Source organism: uncultured Croceicoccus sp. (assembly GCF_947496385.1).
GTDB lineage: Bacteria > Pseudomonadota > Alphaproteobacteria > Sphingomonadales > Sphingomonadaceae > Croceicoccus.
Genome location: NZ_CANMCP010000003.1, coordinates 208,267 through 228,769 on the forward strand (window position 1 = coordinate 208,267; position 20,503 = coordinate 228,769).

At 66.1% G+C, this 20,503-nt stretch carries 20 protein-coding genes; 9 read left to right on the plus strand and 11 right to left on the minus strand.

The features are described 5' to 3' along the window. Positions 1-5: 5 nt before the first annotated feature. Genes Q0897_RS06795 through fghA form a run of 4 tightly spaced genes read left to right on the plus strand, consistent with a single transcriptional unit; the run spans position 6 to position 2,744 of the window. Positions 6-1,112 carry an S-(hydroxymethyl)glutathione dehydrogenase/class III alcohol dehydrogenase gene (locus tag Q0897_RS06795; protein WP_299308433.1) on the plus strand — a complete coding sequence of 369 codons (1,107 nt, stop codon included), beginning with the start codon at positions 6-8 and terminating at the stop codon, positions 1,110-1,112. 13 nt (positions 1,113-1,125) lie between these two features. Continuing rightward, on the plus strand, positions 1,126-1,464 hold the full coding sequence (locus Q0897_RS06800) for a hypothetical protein (protein ID WP_299308434.1): 339 nt from the start codon (positions 1,126-1,128) through the stop codon (positions 1,462-1,464). Between the two features lie 31 nt (positions 1,465-1,495). Then, the gene (locus Q0897_RS06805) at positions 1,496-1,885 is read left to right on the plus strand and encodes a VOC family protein (RefSeq protein WP_299308436.1); all 390 of its coding nucleotides are present in this window, start codon (positions 1,496-1,498) and stop codon (positions 1,883-1,885) included. 28 nt (positions 1,886-1,913) lie between these two features. Further along, positions 1,914-2,744 carry an S-formylglutathione hydrolase gene (gene fghA / locus Q0897_RS06810; RefSeq protein WP_299308437.1) on the plus strand — a complete coding sequence of 277 codons (831 nt, stop codon included), beginning with the start codon at positions 1,914-1,916 and terminating at the stop codon, positions 2,742-2,744. On the opposite strand, the gene Q0897_RS06815 is transcribed toward fghA, so the two are convergent. Genes Q0897_RS06815 through Q0897_RS06825 form a run of 3 tightly spaced genes read right to left on the minus strand, consistent with a single transcriptional unit; the run spans position 2,741 to position 6,531 of the window. Beyond that, complete coding sequence (locus Q0897_RS06815; RefSeq protein WP_299308438.1) at positions 2,741-3,493, minus strand: fatty acid desaturase; 753 nt, start codon at positions 3,491-3,493, stop codon at positions 2,741-2,743. The genes fghA and Q0897_RS06815 overlap by 4 nt on opposite strands. A 39-nt stretch (positions 3,494-3,532) precedes the next feature. Next, positions 3,533-5,752, minus strand: a complete 2,220-nt coding sequence (locus Q0897_RS06820; protein WP_366519910.1) for a DUF305 domain-containing protein — start codon at positions 5,750-5,752, stop codon at positions 3,533-3,535. After that, positions 5,749-6,531: a Crp/Fnr family transcriptional regulator gene (locus Q0897_RS06825; RefSeq protein WP_299308440.1), complete on the minus strand. Its 783-nt coding sequence runs from the start codon at positions 6,529-6,531 to the stop codon at positions 5,749-5,751. Before Q0897_RS06825 ends, Q0897_RS06820 begins: the two co-directional genes overlap by 4 nt. Positions 6,532-6,669: 138 nt before the next feature. Between Q0897_RS06825 and Q0897_RS06830 the strand changes: the two genes are divergently transcribed. After that, a complete protein-coding gene (locus tag Q0897_RS06830; RefSeq protein ID WP_299308442.1) occupies positions 6,670-7,671 on the plus strand; it encodes an alpha/beta hydrolase in 1,002 nt (333 codons plus the stop codon). On the opposite strand, the gene Q0897_RS06835 is transcribed toward Q0897_RS06830, so the two are convergent. The 5 genes from Q0897_RS06835 to glmU form a co-directional block, all read right to left on the minus strand. Further along, positions 7,614-9,248 carry a mechanosensitive ion channel family protein gene (locus tag Q0897_RS06835; protein ID WP_299308443.1) on the minus strand — a complete coding sequence of 545 codons (1,635 nt, stop codon included), beginning with the start codon at positions 9,246-9,248 and terminating at the stop codon, positions 7,614-7,616. The genes Q0897_RS06830 and Q0897_RS06835 overlap by 58 nt on opposite strands. 83 nt (positions 9,249-9,331) lie before the next feature. Further along, positions 9,332-10,111: an SDR family oxidoreductase gene (locus tag Q0897_RS06840; RefSeq protein WP_299308444.1), complete on the minus strand. Its 780-nt coding sequence runs from the start codon at positions 10,109-10,111 to the stop codon at positions 9,332-9,334. 78 nt (positions 10,112-10,189) lie between these two features. Next, positions 10,190-10,684 (minus strand): DNA starvation/stationary phase protection protein Dps, encoded by a 495-nt coding sequence (gene dps / locus Q0897_RS06845; protein WP_202082930.1) that lies wholly within the window; start codon positions 10,682-10,684, stop codon positions 10,190-10,192. A 105-nt stretch (positions 10,685-10,789) separates the two neighbouring features. Continuing rightward, positions 10,790-12,613, minus strand: a complete 1,824-nt coding sequence (glmS, locus tag Q0897_RS06850) for a glutamine--fructose-6-phosphate transaminase (isomerizing) (protein ID WP_299308454.1) — start codon at positions 12,611-12,613, stop codon at positions 10,790-10,792. A gap of 4 nt (positions 12,614-12,617) precedes the next feature. Then, entirely contained in the window at positions 12,618-13,979 is a 1,362-nt protein-coding gene (glmU, locus tag Q0897_RS06855) for a bifunctional UDP-N-acetylglucosamine diphosphorylase/glucosamine-1-phosphate N-acetyltransferase GlmU (protein ID WP_299308455.1), read from the minus strand. Positions 13,980-14,202: 223 nt separating this feature from the next. On the opposite strand from glmU, the gene Q0897_RS06860 reads away from it, so the two are divergent. From Q0897_RS06860 to Q0897_RS06875, 4 genes are all read left to right on the plus strand, one after another. Continuing rightward, positions 14,203-14,913 (plus strand): response regulator transcription factor, encoded by a 711-nt coding sequence (locus tag Q0897_RS06860; protein ID WP_299308457.1) that lies wholly within the window; start codon positions 14,203-14,205, stop codon positions 14,911-14,913. Then, on the plus strand, positions 14,913-16,232 hold the full coding sequence (locus tag Q0897_RS06865) for an ATP-binding protein (RefSeq protein WP_299308458.1): 1,320 nt from the start codon (positions 14,913-14,915) through the stop codon (positions 16,230-16,232). The genes Q0897_RS06860 and Q0897_RS06865 overlap by 1 nt, the downstream gene beginning before the upstream one ends. Positions 16,233-16,350: 118 nt before the next feature. Beyond that, positions 16,351-17,034, plus strand: coding sequence for a carbonic anhydrase (locus Q0897_RS06870; RefSeq protein WP_299308460.1), 684 nt, complete (start codon positions 16,351-16,353; stop codon positions 17,032-17,034). Between the two features lie 161 nt (positions 17,035-17,195). Further along, positions 17,196-17,891, plus strand: coding sequence for an HAD-IA family hydrolase (locus tag Q0897_RS06875; RefSeq protein ID WP_299308462.1), 696 nt, complete (start codon positions 17,196-17,198; stop codon positions 17,889-17,891). Between the two features lie 6 nt (positions 17,892-17,897). On the opposite strand, the gene Q0897_RS06880 is transcribed toward Q0897_RS06875, so the two are convergent. From Q0897_RS06880 to epsC, 3 genes are all read right to left on the minus strand, one after another. Continuing rightward, on the minus strand, positions 17,898-19,307 hold the full coding sequence (locus tag Q0897_RS06880) for a porin (protein ID WP_299308464.1): 1,410 nt from the start codon (positions 19,305-19,307) through the stop codon (positions 17,898-17,900). Positions 19,308-19,403: 96 nt separating this feature from the next. Further along, positions 19,404-19,739 (minus strand): DUF2794 domain-containing protein, encoded by a 336-nt coding sequence (locus tag Q0897_RS06885; protein WP_202082914.1) that lies wholly within the window; start codon positions 19,737-19,739, stop codon positions 19,404-19,406. Positions 19,740-19,773: 34 nt separating this feature from the next. Further along, positions 19,774-20,484 (minus strand): serine O-acetyltransferase EpsC, encoded by a 711-nt coding sequence (gene epsC / locus Q0897_RS06890; RefSeq protein WP_299308467.1) that lies wholly within the window; start codon positions 20,482-20,484, stop codon positions 19,774-19,776. Between the last annotated feature and the right edge of the window lie 19 nt (positions 20,485-20,503).

Here is a 20,503-nt window from a genome sequence, read left to right on the forward strand (position 1 = left end):
CCTTTATGAAAACCCGCGCCGCCGTTGCGTTCGAAGCGAAAAAGCCCCTCGAAATCGTCGAGCTCGATCTCGAAGGTCCGAAAGAGGGCGAGGTCCTGGTCGAGATCATTGCGACCGGCCTGTGCCATACCGATGCCTATACGCTCGACGGGCTGGACGCCGAAGGGCTGTTCCCCAGCGTGCTCGGCCACGAAGGCGCGGGCATCGTGCGCGAAATCGGCGCCGGCGTCACCAGCGTGAAGCCCGACGACCATGTCATCCCGCTCTACACCCCCGAATGCCGGCAGTGCAAAATGTGCCTGTCGGGCAAGACCAACCTGTGCAGCGCCATCCGCGAGACGCAGGGCAAGGGGCTGATGCCGGACGGGACCAGCCGCTTTTCGTACAAGGGCGAGACGATCTACCACTACATGGGCTGTTCGACCTTCTCGAACTTTACCGTGCTGCCCGAAATCGCCGTCGCGAAGATCCGCGAGGACGCCCCGTTCAAGACGAGCTGCTATGTCGGGTGCGGCGTCACGACCGGCGTCGGCGCGGTGGTCAACACGGCCAAGGTGAAGCCCGGCGACAATGTCGTGGTCTTCGGCCTCGGCGGGATCGGGTTGAACGTCATCCAGGGTGCGCGCATGGCGGGCGCGGACCGCATCGTCGGCGTCGACATCAACGGCGACAAGGAAGAATGGGGCCGCAAGTTCGGCATGACCGATTTCGTCAATCCCAAGGATGTCGGCAATGTCGTCGAACATCTCGTCAACATGCTCGACGGCGGGGCGGATTATTCGTTCGATTGCACCGGCAATACGAAGGTGATGCGCGACGCGCTCGAATGCTGTCACAAGGGGTGGGGCACCTCGATCATCATCGGCGTCGCCGAGGCGGGCGCCACGATCGAGACGCGCCCGTTCCAGCTCGTCACCGGGCGCAACTGGCGCGGGACCGCGTTCGGCGGGGCGAAGGGCCGCACCGACGTGCCCAAGATCGTCGACTGGTACATGAACGGCAAGATCGACATCGACCCGATGATCACCCACGTCCTCACGCTTGACGAGATCAACAAGGGCTTCGACCTGATGCATGCGGGCGAATCCATCCGCAGCGTCGTCGTCTACTGATCACCGGCGGCCCGTGCTCGCGACCTTTTTCGAATGGCGCATCCGTCCCGGCCGCGAAACGCAATTTCGCGACGGCTGGGACGCGATGACGCGGCTGCTGTTGAAGAAGAACAGCCACGGCTCCGCGCTTTTCACCAATGAGGCCGGGCATTTCTGCGCGTTTGCACGGTGGCCCGACCGGGCGGCGCGCGACGCGGCCTTTGCCGCGCTGGCCGGAACCGAAATCGCCGCCGGGCCTTATGATGCCATGCGGGACGCCATCGAACGCGAGGTGCAGCGCATGGACCTCGACCTCGTTTCGGACCTGTGGTGCCCGCCCGCCCCCGACCCCGTGAATGGCCGGACCCCGTGAATGGCCGGACCCCGTAATAAGGAGAGAATGCATGCTCAGCCACGTGATGATCGGCACCAACGATATCGACAAGGCGAAGGCCTTCTATGAAAAGGTTCTTGCCGTCGTCGGGTGCAAGGGCGGGATGGACAACACCGCCAACAGCGGACATCGCCGCGTGTTCTTCGCGCATGGCGGGTCCATGCTGGCCATCACGCAGCCGATCAATGACGAGCCGGCCACCACCGCGAACGGCATGACCATCGGCATCGCCTGCGATTCGCCGGAACAGGTGAAGGAACTGCACGATGTCGCGGTCGCCAACGGCGCGACCAGCATCGAAAACCCCCCGGGCAAGCGCGAGGCGAGCATGGGCACGATCTACCTGTCCTATTTCCGCGATCTCGACGGGCACAAGATCTGCGGCCTCCACCGCCCCTGATACGATACCCGCGAGAAGGACCGACCCCATGGAAACCACAGCGCAGAACCGTTCGCACGGCGGCGTGCAGAGCGTCCACACCCATGCCAGCGCGGAAACGGGGACCGAGATGACGTTCTCGGTCTTCGTGCCCGATCATGCGCCGGGCGCGAAACTTCCGGTGCTGTGGTATCTGTCGGGGCTGACCTGCACCCATGCCAATGTCACGGAAAAGGGCGAGTATCGCGCCGCCTGCGCCGAACAGGGCATCATCTTCGTCGCGCCCGACACCTCGCCGCGCGGGGACGACGTGCCCGATGACGAGGCCTATGATTTCGGGAAGGGCGCCGGCTTCTACGTCGATGCGACCGAGCAGCCGTGGGCGCAGCATTACCGGATGCGGTCCTATCTCGAAACCGAGCTGCCCGCGGTGATCGCGCATTTCCCCGCCGACATGGACCGGCAATCGATCACCGGCCATTCGATGGGCGGTCACGGCGCGCTGACCATGGCGCTGCGCGATCCGGCGCGGTTCCGCTCGGTCAGCGCATTTGCCCCCATCGTCGCCCCCCTGCAGTGCCCGTGGGGGGACAAGGCGCTCACCCGCTATATCGGGGCGGACCGGGCGAAATGGCGCGAATACGATGCCGTCGCGCTGATCGAGGATGGCGCGCGCGTGCCCGAATTGCTGATCGATCAGGGGACCGCCGATAATTTCCTGATCGAGCAGCTGAAGCCCGAATTGCTGCGGCAGGCCTGCAAGGATGCGGGCATTGCCGCCGATATCCGGATGCAGGAGGGCTACGACCACTCCTATTACTTCATCTCCACCTTCATGGCGGATCACGTGGCCTGGCACGCGGAGCGGTTGAAAGCCTAGCGCCTCCGCGTCACTCGCGGCAGCCGCCACCATGGCGTGCCGGGCGACAGGTGGTGCTCGTGATGATAGCCGCCGAAATGAAAGCAAGCGAGGAGCGAGCGCAGCATCGCGCCCCGCCCGCCCCCGCGCAGGCTGCGCGCGTTGTGATGGTCCGCGAAACCGTCGGCGCCGTGGCGATGCGGCAACCACGTGCCGAACACGAACAATTGCATCAGCGCCAGCACCGCCGGCACCGCCCAGAACGCCGCGATATTCATCAGAGGCGCGCCGAGCGCCATGTAGAGCAGCGCGACGAGCGTGATCCGGACGATCTGACCATGGGTGTAATAGCGGCGGAAGAACGCGGCAAACCACGGCAGCAGCGCATGCGGATTGCCGGCATGGAAATCGGGATCGTCCGATGATCCGGGCGCGGCATGGTGCCGGTGATGCGCGGGCAGCATCGCGCGATAGGACAGCGCCGCATAGGCCCCGAGCGCAAACGTGCCGAGCGCATGTTGCACCCTGTCATGCCCGGGCGCGAGCGAGCCGTGCATGCAATCATGCGCGATGATGAACAGCCCGACTGAAAGCCACGTCTGCATCGCGATGAGCAGCACGGCGAGCGGCGCGGTGCCCCATTGCCACTCCCACGCGAAGATCGCGCCGACATGAATCGCGAGCCACGCCGCCACGATCCCGGCGGCCAGCGCGATGCTGACCGCCGTATCGGGTATTGCGGAGAAACGAAGGACGAGGCGATGCGACATGGCCGGTGTCCTAGCACGGTTTCGCCGCGAAGGTGAGGCTTAGCCTTCTGCCTTCTTGTCGAGCGCGGCGGTTACCGATGCGGGCCATGTCACCGGGAACTGCTGCTGCGGGTTGAAGGTGTTGCCCTGGTCGGCGGCTTCGGCAGCGGCGATTTCCTCCGCGCTCAAAAACTCGCTCGGTTCCAATGCGAACACGTCCAGCCCGCGCGTGATCTCGGTCGCGTAGATGCGCCCGTTGTACCAGTATGCGGACCAGTATCCGCCGGTTACCAGCTGATCCTCGTCGATTGGGCCGCGGTCGAAATAGGCAATCTCGAACGGGTTGGCGGGATCGGTGAAATCGATGACCGAGATGCCGCCTTGGTACCAGGCCTGCACGAAGATATCGCGTCCCGGCACCGGAATGATCGAACCATTGTGCGCGACGCAGTTTTCCTTGTCCCCCTGCGGCGCGGGCAGCTTGTACAGGCTGCGGAATTCGAGCTGCCCGTCCACGATTTCATAGATCGCGTCGGCGCCCCAGTTCTTCGGGTCGGAGGCACGGCAGCGCGGGCGCCCGCCGCCGCCCCATTCATCGGTGAACAGCACCTTCGTCCCGTCATTGTTGAACGTCGCGGAGTGCCAGTAGGCAAAGCCCTTGTCGACGACCTCGTCGATGCGCTTCGGCTTGCGCGGGTCCGAAATGTCGAAAATGATGCCATTGCCCGAACACGCGCCGGCGGCGAGGTTCTTGGACGGGAACACGGTGATGTCGTGGCATTGGTCGGTGCGGCTGGTATCCTGCGTATCGTCGCCATGGTCGCCGCCCTGCCACAGCCCGGCGAGCCGCCCGGTTTCCTCATCCGCGAAAACGGCGGGGCTGTCGACGATGCGCGCCTTCGACGGATCGGCCAGCGGGATCTCGATCACGTCGATACGGAACAGGGCCGTGCGATCGTCGCCCGGCACCTCCCCGATGCAACCGGCCAGTTCCTCCTCGTCCCGCACGCGCGAGGTGCCGGAGTTATAGACGATGAGCGCGTCCTTCGTCTGCGACACGACCGAATGGGTGTGCGAGCCGCGGCAGGTCTGCACCTGCCCGACCTGCACCGGCTTCGTGATGTCCGAAATGTCGAAGATGCGCAGCCCGCGGAAGCGTTCGTCGCTGACCTTTCCGGACACGCCCTGCAATCCGCAATCCTTGCGGGCGCGCGTGTCCTGCACGCTCATCAACAACAGATCGCCGACGATCGACACGTCGCCCTGCCCGCCCGGACACACGACCGAACTGACCAGCACGGGCACGCCATCCTCGCTCAGGCGATAGGCGTTCCACCCGTGGTAATTGCCCGCCACCATCAAGTCGCCGGCAAAGGCCATGTCGGTATTGGCAAAGGAGAGCAGCGGGCTGCGCGTGCCGAATTGGGGCTTGTCCGCTTCCTCGTCACGCGGATCGGCGGCGACGGCGGCGTCCTCGTCCTCGCCCGTTTTCTTCGGTTTCAGCGGCTGCAACTCGCCCGGATTGGCGGGGTCGAAGAACCCGGCAGGTTTCGGCAGGCTGGTGACGAGGCGCAGGTTCTCGATCGCCTGCCCGGCATCGGTCAGCCCTGCGGTCAATGTCGCGCGCGGATCGTCCGACAGGCTGGCGAGGACGGCGTTCATCCGCTCGATCTCGGCGTTCTGGTCATTCTTCACATCGTCGGTGAATTCCAGCATGACCGGGTCATAGGCCGTGCCCGGCTGTTGCAGCAGGGCATCGACCATGTCGACCGCGCCTTCGTGGTGCGCGATCATGAGGGTGAGGAACTGCGCATCGAAATTCGCCCCGTTCGACGCGGCGAGCCGGGCCATCTGCTGCGGGCTGGCCATGCCTTTCATGTCGGTGTGGTGCGCATGGCCCATGCCGGCCATTTCAACCGGTTCGCCATGTTCGGCGAGCCAGTTGGTCATGAAGGCGATCTCGTCCGCCTGCCCTGCGTCGATGCGGCCCGCGACCGCGACGATCTCCTCCCGGTTGGTGCGATCGGCGACGAGTGCGGCCATCTCGACCGCCTGCCGGTGGTGGGCGATCATCTGCTGCATGAAATCGACATCGGCGGGCGAATATTGCGCCCCTGCCAGCGCGCGCGCCTGCTCCGCCGAAAGATTGCGCGCACCGGCGCCCACGTCGCCGGGCTGCACGATCGGCGCCGTCTGCGCCATGGCCGGGGCGAACATCGGAACCGAGGCGAGCAGCATGGCCGGCAATGAAAGGCGAAAAACGGCAGGTGTGACGATCATGCGGATGGTTCCTTCACAAGAGCGGGTTGCCCGGCGATAGCCGGGAATGAGGGCGTGTCATAGGCGAGACGCTGGCGTTCGCGGTCCGGGTCGACGATTTCGAACACGCGGCTGCGGCGGCGCAAACGGCCATCTGCCACGAGCTTTTTCACCGTCCGGTTCACATGGACGGTGGAGGAGCCGAGGATGGTGCTGATCTCCTCCTGCGTCATCTGCACCGGCATCGGGTCGAAGCGGCCGAAGGTGCCGTGCGTCTCGAAGCTGAGATCAAGGAGGACATGCATGAGCCCGTCATGGATGGCCCCGCTGATGAGGGTGCGGCTGCGCTGGCGCAGGCGCCATTGCCGCGACAGGTCGAGCCTGCGGAATGCCTCCGCCAGATGGGGATCGCGCTCCATCTCGCGCAGGACGGCGGCATTGTCGAGCCGGGTGATCGTGGTCCCCGCCTTCAGCATGAGCGCATAGGGGAGAGCGGCGCGCAGGCTCTGCTTCCAGTTGCACACGCCGCCGCTGCCGAACAGATCCTCGACATGGCGGCGCCCGTCCGGCAGCGTGGTGAAGCTGTAGGCGAGGCCTTCCTCGATATGCAGGAGCGGTTCCGCCATGCGTTGCGCAAAGGAAATCTGCGTGTCGCGCTGCACCCGGCGGGTGTCGAGGATCGCGTCCGACAGGTTCCAGCGATGACCATCGGGAAGATGGGGCCGCATCCGCCGGTCCATGGCGAGCAGTCCGCCGCAATGCTTCCCGGCTTTTTCAAGCGAACCGAACGATCTGCTCACACCAATCCCTTTCATCCCGTTGCATGTGTAATGAAGCGCGGGGCGGCGACAAGTCTAATTTCTCCTGTTTGCAGGCGCTTGCCAAATGCGGGGCGGACACGGATAGCGGCGATGGTGCCGATGCGCAGGGGGACGCGAATGACACGGTCGAGGCAACGGGGCGGCAAGGCACCGGCATGGATCGCCATGGCCGCGATCCTGCTCGGCACGGGTGCGGTGGCCGCGTGTTCGCCGCTGCGCACGTTCAACAGCCTCGTGCCCAAGGACGGCGGCGCACGGCGGATCGCGACCGGCGTCCCCTATGGCAGCGACCCGCGGCAAAGGCTCGACATCTATGCGCCGAGGGATAGCGCGCCGGGCGAGGCGGCGAATGCCGGCGACCGCCCGGTGGTCGTGTTCTTCTACGGCGGGAGCTGGAGCAGCGGGACGCGGCGCGGCTATGATTTCGTGGGCCGGGCCCTGTCGGCGCAGGGTTTCGTGACCATCGTGCCCGATTACCGGCTGGTGCCCGACATACGCTATCCTGCCTTTGTCGAGGATGGGGCCGCGGCGGTGCGCTGGGCACGGGCGCATGCGGGCGATTATGGCGGGGATGGATCGCGCATCGTGCTCGCCGGCCATTCGGCGGGGGCGTATATCGCCGCGATGCTGGCGTTCGACGATCGCTGGCTCGGCAGGGACCGGGCCGCGGTGCGCGGGTTTGCAGGGCTGGCCGGCCCATATGATTTCGCGCCCTTCGATGTGGAGGCCAGCCGTGCCGCCTTTGGCCAGTGGCCCGATCCGGCCGAAACGCAGCCGGTCACCTGGGCCGGGGCGGGCGATCCGCCGGCGCTACTCATGTTCGGGGCGAAGGACGAGACCGTCCTCCCCCGCAACAGCGAAGCGCTCGCGCAAAGGCTGCGCGCGGGCGGGGTTGCGGCGACATTGCGGCGCTACGACGGCGTCGGCCATGTCGGCATCGTCGCCAGCCTCGCCCGCCCGCTACGCGGCAACAGCCCCGCCCTGTCCGACATGGCCGCTTTCGTGCGCGCGGTCGCCGGCCCGGCAAGCGGCGATGCAGCTCCGGGTACTCCGGCAGCGGCTCAGCCCTCCGCCGCGTCTCCGTCCCCTTCGGCCCCTTCGGCATCGCGGCGCAGGTAGAGCGTCTGCGTCGGGAAGGCGACGCCAATGTTCGCGGCATGCAGCCGGTCGTAAATGTCGAGCAGCAGCGCCTGACGAATGGCGAGGCTCTCGGCATAATCGCTCACCTCGATATAGGCGAACACCTCGATATCGAGCGAACTTGCCCCGAAATTCTTCAACCGCGCGCGCCAGTCGATCGCGACATGCTCGTTCTCCTGAAGCACGCTTTCGATGATGCGGATGCCATCGCGCAACTGCTCCGGCGTGAGCGCGTATTCGAGGCCGATCGTCGGGTGGAAGAGGAACTGGTCGCGGGCGGCGTAATTCTCGATCTGAAGCGAACTGAAATCGCCATTGGGAATGGTCACCAGCGTCCGGTCCAGCGTGCGGATCCGGGTGGACCGCATGCCGATATCCTCCACCGTGCCGGTCACGTCGCCCACGCGGCAGAAATCGCCGACCTGCACCGGACGGTCGGCAATCACCATCACGCTGCCGACGAGATTCTCGATCGTCTTCTGCGCGCCGAGAGCGAGCGCCAGACCGCCGATGCCGAGCGCGGCGATCCCCGTCGTCACGTCGATGCCCAGCGTGTCGAGAATGGCCACCGTCGCGATGCCGAGCAGGATGATCTTCGCCGCGCGCCGCGCCAGCGTCACAACCGACACCGCCTGTCGCCGTTCGGCCTTCTCCATCCGGTGGGTGAGCGTGCGCGCGACCGTGTCGATCAACCGCAGGGCGAACCAGGCGAGCGCCACCCACGCGGCAATGCCGATATAGCGCAGCGCCGTCTGACGCGCGATGATGGAGATGGAGGCGCCCCCGCCCCAAAGCTGAAACACGATCACCGCGAGCAGGAGCGCAAACGGCGGCAGCGCGGCGTCGAGAAAACGATACAATCCGTTCGTAGGCGGATCGGACAACGCCGCGCGCAGCAGCCACAAGATGGCCGCCGCAACGAGGCGAAAGGCAATGAACAGGCCGAGGAACACGCCGATCACCATCAGCCAGTCGCCAATCGGCGCGCCCGCAATCGCCCAGCCGCCCTCGATCTCGTCGATATTGCTGTCGGTCAGTTGCAGATCGCGCGATTGCCCCTCCAGCGCGTCGACCGTTTCGGGGGCGATGCGCCACACCATCGCGCCGTCCGCCGATTCCGACCGCATCAGGATGATCGGCGTGTTGTCCGCATCGCCCAGCGTGCCGATGCGTTCGCGATCGGGCGGAAGGCCATCGTCGACGCGGCCCGCCGCATCACTCGACAATTCGGAGAAGCTGCGCAGCTTGCCGCCGGCATCAAGCGAGGCCTGCAATGTCGCGGCCAGCACCTGCGCATCCGATTCGCCGGCGGTGGTGTCCGCATTCTCGAAATCGAAATAATGGGAGGCCTGCGCATAATCCTGTCCGGCGAGCGCACGGATCAGTTCGGTCACCGCATCGCGCGGCGTTTCCCGGCCATAGGGGTCTGGCGCCTGCTCGGCGGCTTCCTCATCGCCGCCCGTCGCGGGCAGCAATTGCGCCTGCGCCATGTGCGGCATGGCCAACAGACACAGGATCGAGAACAGGAGAAATACAGGGCGCAGGATCATGGACATGCGCGCCCCATCCTACACCCGCGCGCCGGGTTCAACCATGGAATGCCACGGATCCGCCGTGCAGAGGCAGAGATACGGCGGTTTCAGATATCGATCGAACCCACCGAACCGCCATCCACGCGCCAGTTCGCGCCCGTCACGAAGGACGCACGTTCGCTGCACAGCATGGCGATGACCGCGGCAACTTCCGCAGGTTTCCCGCGCCGGCCGAGCACGAGATACGGGCGTTCTTCCTTGAGAAAGCTTGCGACGGCCTCGTCTTTCGACACGTCCATCTCGTCGGCGCGCTTTTCCATCATGCCGTCGGTCATCGGCGTTTCGATGAAGGCGGGCGCCACGCAATTGACCAGCATGCCCGAACCCGAATGCTGCATCGCCACGCTTTTCGCAAAGCTGACGAGCGCGCTTTTCGCGGAGTTGTAGACGGTTTCGTCGGGATAGGGTTGCGCGACATTTTCGCTGGCGAGCATGACCACGCGGCCCCATCCGCGCTCCACCATGGGCGGGCACAGATGGCGGGCGAGGCGGACCGCCGACAGGAAATCAATGGCGAGCGCGTCGTGCCAGTCCTCCTCGCTCATCCGCAGCGGGTCGCCCTTGGCCCCGGTGACGCCGGCGGCGTGGACCCAGATGTCGATCGTCCCCGCCTTTTCGGCGAGCGCGTCGCATCCCTCCTTGCTCGACAGGTCAGCCACCGCCCGGTCCGCGCCGAACCGGTCGGCCACAGCATCAAGCGCATCTTCGTCCCGGTCGGTCAGGAAGAGCGCGACACCTTCGTCATGCAGAAACCGCGCGGTTTCGCTGCCCAGCCCGCCGGACGCGCCGGTAATCAGTGCGCGCTTGCCCGCAATCATGAGATCCATGTCGACTATCCTTCGCAAGGCCGCAAAATAAAAAAAGGGGGCGCGCCGGTCGTGCGGCGCGCCCCCTTCGATCAAGCATCAGCCCTTGGCATTGGCCGAATCGTAATGGGCCCCGATGAACCAGGCATCCTTGTCGATGCCGCGGCTGATCTCGGTAAACAGGTCGGCGGTGTCCTCGTCGCCGGCTTCGCCTGCCGCGTCGATCGATTCGCGCAGCTTTGCGCCGAAGGCCACGAAACGCTTGGTCAGCGCCTCAACATGGTCCTTCTGATCCGAGATGTCCTGCGGATAGGCCTCGAGCTCGCTTTTTTCCGCGACGGCCTGCGACGTGCCGGGCGTCTGCCCGCCGAGGATGATCGAGCGCTCGGCAATGGTGTCGGTGCGCTCCAGCATGCGGTCCGCCACCTGATCCAGCAATTCGTGCAGGCCGATGAAGCTGGGCCCCTTGATGGTCCAGTGTGCCTGCTTCACCGCGAGCGTCAGGTCGATCGAATCGGTCAGCCTTGCATTGAGCAGCGCGATCGAATTCTTGCGAGCATTGTCGTCGAGGCCGGCGGCATAGAATTGTGCCATGGGGGTATGTCTCCTTCGATTGGTTTTCATGGGGTCTGCGCCCTTTGACCAATCAACGGGTATCCCGCCGCTGCGTTCCGGATACGGGCCCGATACGGGCGACGATCACTCCACCGTGACGGATTTTGCGAGATTGCGGGGCTGATCCACGTCGGTCCCTTTGACGCAGGCCACGTGATAGGCCAGCAATTGCACCGGCACGGCATAGACCAGCGGCGCGATCAGCGGGTGCACCTTCGGCATCTCGATCGTGGCGATACACCCCTCGCCCGCCTCGGCCAGCCCTTCGGCATCGGAGATCAGCACGACCTTCCCGCCGCGGGCGCGGACCTCCTGCATGTTGGAGACGGTCTTTTCGAACAGCGGCCCGGACGGGGCCAGCACGATGATCGGCACATCCTCGTCGATCAAGGCGATCGGCCCGTGCTTCATCTCCCCGCTGGCGTAGCCCTCGGCATGGATATAGCTGATTTCCTTGAGTTTCAGCGCCCCTTCGAGCGCGAGCGGATAATCCGGCCCCCGCCCCATATAGAGCACGTCGCGCGCCGGCGCGATGAGATGCGCCATGGCGGCGATGTCGTCATCATGGTCGAGCGCGGCATTGAGCGCGGCAGGCGCGCGCAGCAGATGATCGACGATCTCGCTTTCCCCCGCGGCATCGATGCGCCCGCGCACCTTCGCGAAATGCGCGGCCAGCGCGGCGAGCACGGCAAGCTGACACGTGAACGCCTTGGTGCTGGCGACGCCGATTTCCGGCCCGGCATGGGTGGGGAGCAACAGGTCCGCCTCCCGCGCCATGGTGCTCGTCGGCACGTTGACGACGACGGCGATAGTCTGCCCCGCCTCGCGGCAATGGCGCAATGCGGCGAGCGTGTCGGCGGTTTCCCCGCTCTGCGATATGAACAGCGCGAGGCCGCCCTCCTCCAGCACCGGCTCGCGATAGCGGAATTCGGAGGCGACATCGATGTCGACAGGCACGCGGGCGAATTGCTCGAACCAGTATTTCGCGACCATCGCGGCGTAAAAACTGGTGCCGCATGCCACGATCGTCACGCGATTGATCGCCGACAGGTCGAAATCGATCTGCGGCAGCGCCACCTCGCGTTCGAGCTGCCGGATATAGGAGGTCAGCGTCTGCGCAACGACGGTCGGCTGCTCGAAGATCTCCTTCTGCATGAAATGGCGGTAATTGCCCTTTTCCGTGGCCGCCGCGCTCGCCCCCGAAAGGGTGATGGCGCGCTCCACCGGGCGGTTTTCATCGTCATAGACCTGCGCCCCGTCGCGGGTGACCACGACCCAGTCACCCTCCTCCAGATAGGAGATCCGCTGCGTCAGCGGGGCCAGCGCCAGCGCGTCGGAGCCGAGATAGGTTTCCCCATCCCCATGGCCGAGTACGAGCGGCGAACCGCGCCGCGCCCCGATGATGAGATCGGGATGCCGCCGAAACGCGATGCCGAGCGCAAACGCACCGCGCAGCCTCGGCAGCACCTCGCGCACCGCGTCCTCCGGCGATGCGCCGGTCTCGACCTGTTCGGAGACGAGATGGGCGACGACCTCGCTGTCGGTTTCGCTTTCGAACACGCGGCCGCGCGCGATCATCTCCTCGCGCAGCGCCCTGAAATTCTCGATGATGCCGTTGTGGACGATCGCGACCTCGTCCGTGGCATGGGGGTGGGCGTTCGCCTCCGTCGGGGCGCCATGCGTGGCCCAGCGGGTGTGCGCGATGCCGACCTCGCCCGGCGCGGGATGATCGCGCAATTCGGCGACCAGATTGGCAAGCTTGCCCTCCGCCCGGCGGCGGATCATCGCGCCATCGTGAAGCGTGCACAACCCTGCACTGTCATAGCCGCGATATTCCATGCGGCGCAGCCCGTCGACCAGCCGGTCGGCCACCGGCTCGCGGCCTGCAATCCCGATAATTCCGCACATGAGCCTATCCGTCCTTCGCCTGGGCTTTCTTCTTTTTCTTCATCGCGTCATGGAATCTGTCGGCCCAGCCCGGCTTTACCAGCTGTTCGCCGCGCACCATGCGCAATTCGCCATCGCCGACGTCGCGGCTGACCGCGCTGCCTGCGGCGACGATCGCGTCGGCCCCGATGGTGAGCGGCGCGATGAGCGCGCTGTTCGACCCGATGAAGGCGCGCGGCCCGATGGTGGTGCGATGCTTGAAATATCCGTCATAGTTGCACGTGATGGTGCCCGCGCCGATATTCGCGCCCTCGCCAACCTCCGCATCGCCGAGATAGGTGAGGTGGCTGGCCTTCGCCCCCTTGCCCAGAACGGCCGCTTTCATCTCGACGAAATTGCCGACCTTCGCGCCTTCTTCCATGACCGCGCCGGGGCGAAGCCGCGCATAAGGTCCGGCCACCGCGCCCTCGTGCAGGACCGCGCCTTCCAGATGGCTAAACGCGCGGACGGTCACGTTGTCGTGGAGGACGACGCCGGGGCCGAACACCACGTTCGGCTCGATCGTGACGTCGCGGCCAAGCTTCGTGTCCCAGCTGAAGAACACGGTTTCGGGCGCGGGCATCGTCGTGCCCTGCTCCATCGCCTCTTGCCGGCGAAAGGCTTGCCACTGCGCCTCCGCGCTGGCGAGTTCGGCCCGGCTGTTGACGCCTGCGACCTCGCCCGGCCGGTCGGTTTCGACCACGGCACAGGTGCGCCCGTCCCCATTGGCGAGATTGACGATGTCGGTGAGGTAATATTCCCCTTGCGAATTGTCGTTGCCCACCCGGTCGAGCAAGGCGAACAGCTCATCGCCGCGCACCGCCATCACGCCCGAATTGCACAGCGTGCAGGCACGTTCCTCCTCGCTCGCATCACGATGTTCGACCATCTTTTCGATCCGCCCGTCATCCGCCGCGATGATCCGGCCATAGGCGCGGGTTTCGGGCGGGCGAAAGCCGAGCACCACGACCGCGGGCGTATCCGGGCCGTGCAGCCGTTCGCGCATCGCCCGCATCGTGTCGGCCCGCACCAGCGGCACATCGCCATAGAGGATGAGCACGTCGCCGGTGAACCCGCGCAGCGCCTCCTTCGCCTGCGCGACGGCGTGCCCGGTGCCGAGCTGCGGCTCCTGCACCGCGTAATCCACGCTTTCGCCCAGTGCATCGTGCAATTGTTCGCGATATTCGCCCACGACCACGACGGTGCGGCTGGCCGAAAGCGAGGCCGCCGCATCCATCAGGTGGAGCAGCATCGGCCGTCCCCCGATCGGATGCAGCACCTTGTGCCGATTGCTTTTCATGCGGGTTCCCTTGCCCGCGGCAAGGACGATCGTGGCCAGTTCGCTCATGGCGACGCCTTGCCAGCATTTGCGCATCGTTTCCATAGGCATCGGCCCGCTATCCGCGCACAATCCGCCCCCGGCCCGCCCCCCGGCCCGCCCCCACCGCGCATGGCGCCCGCGTCGGGCCGCGCGCACCGTCCCGGTCCGGCCCACTGCGCGCCATTGATTGCCGCGCCATCCCCGTATAGCGTCGCCCATTCATCGAAGAACGGAAAGCCGCCCCGCCGCCATGACCGCCCCCTCCATCCTTCTGGTCGAGGACGATCCCTCCCTGCGCGTGCTGACCATGCGCGCGTTGCAGCAGCACGGCTATCACGTGCGCGCCGCCGAAACCGGGGCGGAGATGTGGGTCGCGCTCGACAATGCGCCGGCCGATCTCATCGTGCTCGACATCATGCTTCCGGGGACGAGCGGCATCGAATTGCTGCGCCGCCTGCGCCGCGACAGCGACGTGCCCGTCATCTTCATCAGCGCGCGGGTGAGCGAGCCCGACAGGGTCATCGGCCTCGAACTGGGCGCCGACGATTACCTGCCGAAACCGTTCGGCACGCGCGAGCTGATCGCGCGCATCGGGGCGGTGCTGCGCCGCCATTCAGGCGAGGATCGCGGCACCGAGGAGCGCGTCAACGAGGCCCATTTCGACGGCTGGACGCTGTCCTTCGCACGCCGCGAACTGCGCTCGCCCAGCGGCGCCATCGTCGATTTGACCTCGGCGGAATTCGACCTGCTCAGCGTGTTCCTCCACGAACCGCAGCGCGTCATCGGCCGCGAACGGTTGATCGAACTGTCGCGCAGCAGGCTCGGCAACAGTTCGGACCGCAGCGTCGATGTGCTCGTCAGCCGCCTGCGCCGCAAATTGTCGCGCGGGGGCAAGGATGCGCCCATCGTCACCGTGCGCGGCGTCGGCTATCTGTTTTCCGAAGGCGTGACGCGCGGCTGATGCGCGGCTTGCCGTCGTTCGGCCTGCTGGGACGGTTGCTGGCGATTTTCCTGCTGGTGCTGGCGCTCGATTCGCTGGCCAATGCGTTCCTGTTCGAACGGGCGAACAATTTCTCCCTGCGCGAGGAAGACGCCGCGCGCATGGCCGAGCATCTCGTGATCGCGCATCGCGTGCTCGAACGCAACGCGCCCACCGATCGCCCCGCCATCGCACGGGAGCTGAGCACCGAACGGTTCCGCATCGACTGGACCCCGTCGCGGCAACGCGCGGCGCGCAGTTTCGAGCTCGACGCACTGCGCGATCAGGTCGTGGATCTCGAACCCGATCTCCTCGGCACGAACCTGCGCCTGCAATTGCCCGGCGTGGCACAATCGGGCGATCTTGCAGGGTCCATGCTGCTGGACGACGGGACGCAGGTGTCGTTCCGCACCTACACCCGGCTTGCCCGGTCGCTGAATATCGAGCGGATGGTGACCTTGCTGTTGCCGATCGGCCTGCTGGTGCTGCTCGCCGCGGTGCTGATGCGGGCGGCGCTGCGCCGGCTGGTGGAGGCGAGCACGCGCGTCGGCGCGGGCGAGCCGCGGCCCCTCGACGAAAGCGGGCCGGCGGAGATCCGCACGCTCATCAACGCCTTCAACGTGATGCAGGACCGCGTGCACCGCTCCATCCGCCGCAACGCCACGACCATGGCGGCCATCGGCCACGATTTGCGCACGCCGCTGTCCCGCCTGCGCATGCGGGTGGAGGATGCCGACATTCCCTATGCCGCGCGCCGTTCCATGCTGGCCGACGTGGACGAGATGAACGGCCTGCTCGCCTCGCTTCAGGATTATGCGAGCGGGACCGATACCCGCGTGTCGCGCGAACGCATCGACATCGCCGCCATGGTCGAGACGCTGGTCGACGACGCGCTCGATACCGGGCGCAATGCGCGCTACATGGGGCCAGGCCATCTGGAGATCATGGCCCGGCCGGTGCCGATGCGGCGGGCGATTTCGAACCTCCTCGAAAACGCGTTGCATTACGGCGGCAATGCGATGGTCTCGATCCGCATCACCGCGATGGAATACACCATTTCGGTGGAGGATGACGGCCCCGGCATCGACACGGAGCGGCTGGCCGAGGCGATGAAGCCGTTCACCCGGCTCGACAATGCGCGGTCCCGCGACACGGCGGGGCTGGGCCTCGGCCTCGCCATCGTGAGCGACATCGTCGCCGCCGAAGGTGCGCGGCTCGTCATCCGCAACCGGCACGAGGGCGGCCTGCTCGCCAAGATCGTCCTGCCGCGCCGCACGCACGAACCGAAAACGCCGCGCTGATCGCGGGCGGCGGGCCGCCCTTCGCAACAATTTGTTACAGGCGCGCCAAACATCGTCGGACGCCTCGCGCTATATCGGGAGCAAGAGAAAACAGCCATCAAAGCGAGAGCGTGCCATCATGAACGAACTGATCGGACGGGTCTTCAATTTCGAGAAGACCAATTTCCCCAATCGCAGCGAGCTGTTCAACAAGCTGACCACCGATGGGCAAAGCCCGCAGGCGATGATCATCTCCTGCGCCGATTCGCGTATCGTGCCGGAACAGATCATGGAGGCCGACCCCGGCGACCTGTTCGTGTGCCGCAATGCGGGCAATATCGTGCCGCCCTATGTGACGCAGAACGGCGGCGTGTCCTCCACCATCGAATATGCGGTGGCGGCGCTGGGCGTGACGGACATCATCGTGTGCGGCCATTCGGGTTGCGGCGCGATGACCGCGCTCGCCGGGGATCCCACCGATCTCGACCCGATGCCCAGCGTCGCGGCATGGTTGAAGCACGCATCGGCAGCGCGCCATATCGTCGATGGCTGCAACCCCGAACTGTCGGGCGACGACCGCGTGCGCGAGGTCAGCCTCGCCAATGTGGAGGCGCAGCTCACCAATCTTCGCACCCACCCCACCGTCGCCACCGCCATCGCGCGCGGCGAGATGACGCTGCACGGGTGGTTCGTCGACATTCACGAGGGCCAGGTGCTCGGCCTCGATGGCCGGACGGGCGAATTCCGCCCGCTGCGCGCCGATGAGGATCTTCCCGTCGCGCTGCCTGCCCGCCGCCCCGCCGTCGCGGAGCCCGCCGAATAGGCCCTCCCTTGCGTCATAAGGCATAAGCTTCGCTTTCCCTCGGTGCGCCGGCCCCCTTCTTTCTTGGCGCACCGCTCGCCCCGTCCCGCCGGAATGGCAGGGCGGGGCGAATGCCATTTTCTACGCTTGCATCGTGCGGGCAAACGGGCATGTCGGTGGCCATGACCAATGCCGACACCATCCGTTTTTCCGTCGTAGGTTTCGATCTCGACGGAACGCTGCTCGACACCGTGCCCGATATTGCCAGCGCGTTGAACCATGCGCTCGACCATGCGGGGATCGCGCCGCTGCCGCTTTCGGAGGTTCGCGGCATGGTCGGCGGCGGGGCGAAAAAACTGCTCGCCCGCGCGCTGTCGGATCATCTGGGGGTTGCGGCGGACGGGCGCGTGGATCCGGCGATGCTCGACCCGCTCTATGACCGGCTGCTCGACCATTACCGCCGCAATATCTGCGTCGATACGCGCATGTTCGACGGGCTGGAACCCGCGCTCGACGATCTGGCGCGGCGGGGCGTCCGGCTCGGCGTGGCGACGAACAAGCTGGAATCGCTCGCGCGCGACCTGCTGCACCGGATCGGCCTCGCCGACAGGTTCGACGCCATCGTCGGCGGCGATACGCTCGGCACCGACCGGGCCAAGCCCAAGCCCGACATGCTGCATCACTTGGTGGAGCTATGCGGCGGCGGGCCGGCGGCGTTCGTGGGCGATTCGGTTTATGACACCGGTGCGGCGCGCGCGGCGGGACAGCCCTGCGTCGCGGTCAGCTTCGGCTATCGCAACGGGCCGGTCGAGGCGCTGAACGCCGATGCCGTCATCGACCATTACGATGCGCTGGTGCCGACGCTCGCCCGGCTCTAATCCCGCTCAGAAATCGATCTGCGCGCGCATGGCGATGACGTCCACGCCGTAATCGCGGTTACCCTGCGCATCGGGCAGCACCGATCCGGTATATTCCAGCCGCGCATAATTGGCGAGCAGGCGGGTAAAGGCCGTCGGCGTCCAGATCAACGACAGCATGTAGCCATCCTGCGTGCCCCCGCGCACCCCCGCATCGGTGAGGTCGAGCCGGTCGTAGCGCGCATTGACCTGCCACGCGCCGATCCCGCCCTTCTCCAGCCCGTCGGTCGGCACCACGCGGTCGAACACGCCGCCCTTGTATCCGCGCCGGTCGGGGGTCAGGAAATAGCCGACTTCGACCGCCCCGCCGAAAAAGGTCGGATCGGCCAGGCCCGGCCGCGATACGTGTTGCCAGAAGGTTTCGCCCATGACGTGGAGCCGCCCGAAAACCGCCGCCCCTTCGAGGCCCAAGCCCGTTTCCGAATCGGCGGAGATCGAACCCGTGCTGATGAAGCGGGTGTCGCTGGGATGTTCGAACGGGCGCTGGCGGTAGGTTACGGCCGGGATGCTGTCGCCCAGATCGCGGTGATGGAACGAGCCGCCGACATGCCATTGCGTGTCGCCGATGCGCGGCATGTACACCGCGCGAAGGTCGACCCCGTGCGAATTATTGCCATCGTCGTTGAGCGCGGCGCTGTTGTCGGTGAACACGCCCCCCTGGAGCAGGACGTCGCCGCGGGAATATTGCCCGCTCAACCCCACGCGCCGGATGAAGAAAAACGCATCGGTAAAGGCCGCGCGTTCGATGAAGCTGGTGTGCAGGCTGGAGGTCAACTCCTCCAACCCCTGCCACGGATTGTGCTGTCCGGCGATGATTTCGAGGTCGCCGACCTCGTATCCGATCAGCGCATCGGTCAGGAACACCTGATCGCCGGCGAAATCGACCTCCACCTTGTAGCCGAATCCGCCCGGCACCTCGCCCTGCATGCCGAGCCGCACCCGGCGCGCCTCGCTGGTAAAGCCGGTGCCGTCATCTTCGACCCCGTCGGGCGCAGAGACATAGCCGAAATCGTAATTGAGCCGGCCGCGCGGCTTGAAGCTCCACCCGCCCTCGCCGCTGATCTGCGGGCCGCCCTTCCATGCGACCGCCACGGGGGTGTCGCGGGCGGCGGGCGCGACCGGCACGGTCGGCGCGACGCCCGGCGGCGTATCGACCGGCGCATCGGCGGCGAGCTGCGTTTTGCCGCGATCGTCGGCCTGCGCCTCGGCAAGGCGGGATTGCAGCGCATCCATGCGCGCGTTCATCGCCTGCATCTCGGCGCGCATCGCCTCGATCTCGCTGCGCAGGATGTCGACCTCGCTGTCCTGCGCGCACACAGGCGGCGCGGTCAGCGCAGTGGCGGCGGCGAGCAGGGCAATGAGCGGTCGTTTATGCATAGCGAGAGGCCTTCGATGATCGAGAGCATCGCCGCTATGACGTTTTTGTTACAGAAATCTGACATTCATCCTACAGATTTCGTACAAACGGCACGATCACTCGACGATCTTGAGCAATCTGCGTTCTATCACGGCCAGCACGCCGGGCAATTCGTGCCCGCGTTTCAGCACCTGTCCCGCCTCCCCGAAAAGCGTCCACATGCCCTGCCGACCGCGCAGCGACGGGCGCTTTTCCACGCGCATCTGCGGCCGTTCGGCGGCCCGGCGAAAGGCGGAGAAGCTGGCCGCGTCCTTGTCGAAATCCATCGCGTAATCGCGCCATTCGCCCGCCGCGACCATGCGCCCGTAAAGATCCATGATGCGCGACAATTCAATCCGCTCGAACCCGACCTGGCCGGCCTTGCCCAGTGGAAGGGGGACGATATTGCTCATGCGCCGCAGCCTTCGATTCGCACGCGCTCGCGATTCATCCGTGGCCTGCCTCGTCGGTCCGCCGGGGCTCGGCGTCCTGCGCGTCGGGACCGGCGCGGCGCATCGCGGACAGCTCGGCACGAAGCGCGGCGATCTGTTCCTCCAGATCCTCGATCCGGGGGTTGATCGGCTCGCACGGATCCTTGCACGGGGTGCCGTAGGGGACGAATTCGCGCTGCCACGTTTCGACAGGGACCACGGTGGAGCGGGCCTTGATGCCGACCATGGTCGCCCCTTCGGGCACGTCGTCGGTCACGACCGCCGCGGCACCGATCCGGGCGCGGCGCCCGACCGTCACCGGCCCGATGATCTGCGCGCCGGACCCCACGATCACCCCGTCGAGCAGGGTAGGATGCCGCTTGCCCGCCTTTCCATTGGTGGGGTTGGTCCCGCCCAGCGTGACGCATTGGTAGATCGTGACATCGTCGCCGATCTCCGCGGTTTCGCCGATCACGCTGAACCCGTGGTCGATGAACAGATTGCGCCCGATCGTCGCACCGGGATGAATGTCGATCCCGGTGAGGAACCGGGCGAGATGGTTGACGAAGCGCGCCGCGAAAAACAGCCCGCCATCGAAAAGCCAGTGCGACACGCGGTAGAGCCCCACCGCCAGCACGCCGGGATACAGCAGGATTTCCCAGCGCGAACGGGGCGCAGGGTCGCGGGCGCGAATGGAGTCCAGATAGGCAATCAGGCGTTCGAACATCGGCCCATTCTCTCATTTG

What these genes read in the sequence shown, in the direction of transcription:
- Q0897_RS06840 (WP_299308444.1), bottom strand. Translation starts at nt 10,111, where the DNA reads ATGGATCTCATGATTGCGGGCAAGCGCGCACTGATTACCGGCGCGTCC.
- glmU (WP_299308455.1), bottom strand. Translation starts at nt 13,979, where the DNA reads ATGAGCGAACTGGCCACGATCGTCCTTGCCGCGGGCAAGGGAACCCGC.
- fghA (WP_299308437.1), top strand. Translation starts at nt 1,914, where the DNA reads ATGGAAACCACAGCGCAGAACCGTTCGCACGGCGGCGTGCAGAGCGTC.
- Q0897_RS06880 (WP_299308464.1), bottom strand. Translation starts at nt 19,307, where the DNA reads ATGCATAAACGACCGCTCATTGCCCTGCTCGCCGCCGCCACTGCGCTG.
- Q0897_RS06805 (WP_299308436.1), top strand. Translation starts at nt 1,496, where the DNA reads ATGCTCAGCCACGTGATGATCGGCACCAACGATATCGACAAGGCGAAG.
- Q0897_RS06885 (WP_202082914.1), bottom strand. Translation starts at nt 19,739, where the DNA reads ATGAGCAATATCGTCCCCCTTCCACTGGGCAAGGCCGGCCAGGTCGGG.
- Q0897_RS06835 (WP_299308443.1), bottom strand. Translation starts at nt 9,248, where the DNA reads ATGTCCATGATCCTGCGCCCTGTATTTCTCCTGTTCTCGATCCTGTGT.
- Q0897_RS06860 (WP_299308457.1), top strand. Translation starts at nt 14,203, where the DNA reads ATGACCGCCCCCTCCATCCTTCTGGTCGAGGACGATCCCTCCCTGCGC.
- Q0897_RS06875 (WP_299308462.1), top strand. Translation starts at nt 17,196, where the DNA reads ATGACCAATGCCGACACCATCCGTTTTTCCGTCGTAGGTTTCGATCTC.
- Q0897_RS06795 (WP_299308433.1), top strand. Translation starts at nt 6, where the DNA reads ATGAAAACCCGCGCCGCCGTTGCGTTCGAAGCGAAAAAGCCCCTCGAA.
- Q0897_RS06865 (WP_299308458.1), top strand. Translation starts at nt 14,913, where the DNA reads ATGCGCGGCTTGCCGTCGTTCGGCCTGCTGGGACGGTTGCTGGCGATT.
- glmS (WP_299308454.1), bottom strand. Translation starts at nt 12,613, where the DNA reads ATGTGCGGAATTATCGGGATTGCAGGCCGCGAGCCGGTGGCCGACCGG.
- Q0897_RS06815 (WP_299308438.1), bottom strand. Translation starts at nt 3,493, where the DNA reads ATGTCGCATCGCCTCGTCCTTCGTTTCTCCGCAATACCCGATACGGCG.
- dps (WP_202082930.1), bottom strand. Translation starts at nt 10,684, where the DNA reads ATGGCACAATTCTATGCCGCCGGCCTCGACGACAATGCTCGCAAGAAT.
- epsC (WP_299308467.1), bottom strand. Translation starts at nt 20,484, where the DNA reads ATGTTCGAACGCCTGATTGCCTATCTGGACTCCATTCGCGCCCGCGAC.
- Q0897_RS06870 (WP_299308460.1), top strand. Translation starts at nt 16,351, where the DNA reads ATGAACGAACTGATCGGACGGGTCTTCAATTTCGAGAAGACCAATTTC.
- Q0897_RS06830 (WP_299308442.1), top strand. Translation starts at nt 6,670, where the DNA reads ATGACACGGTCGAGGCAACGGGGCGGCAAGGCACCGGCATGGATCGCC.
- Q0897_RS06820 (WP_366519910.1), bottom strand. Translation starts at nt 5,752, where the DNA reads ATGATCGTCACACCTGCCGTTTTTCGCCTTTCATTGCCGGCCATGCTG.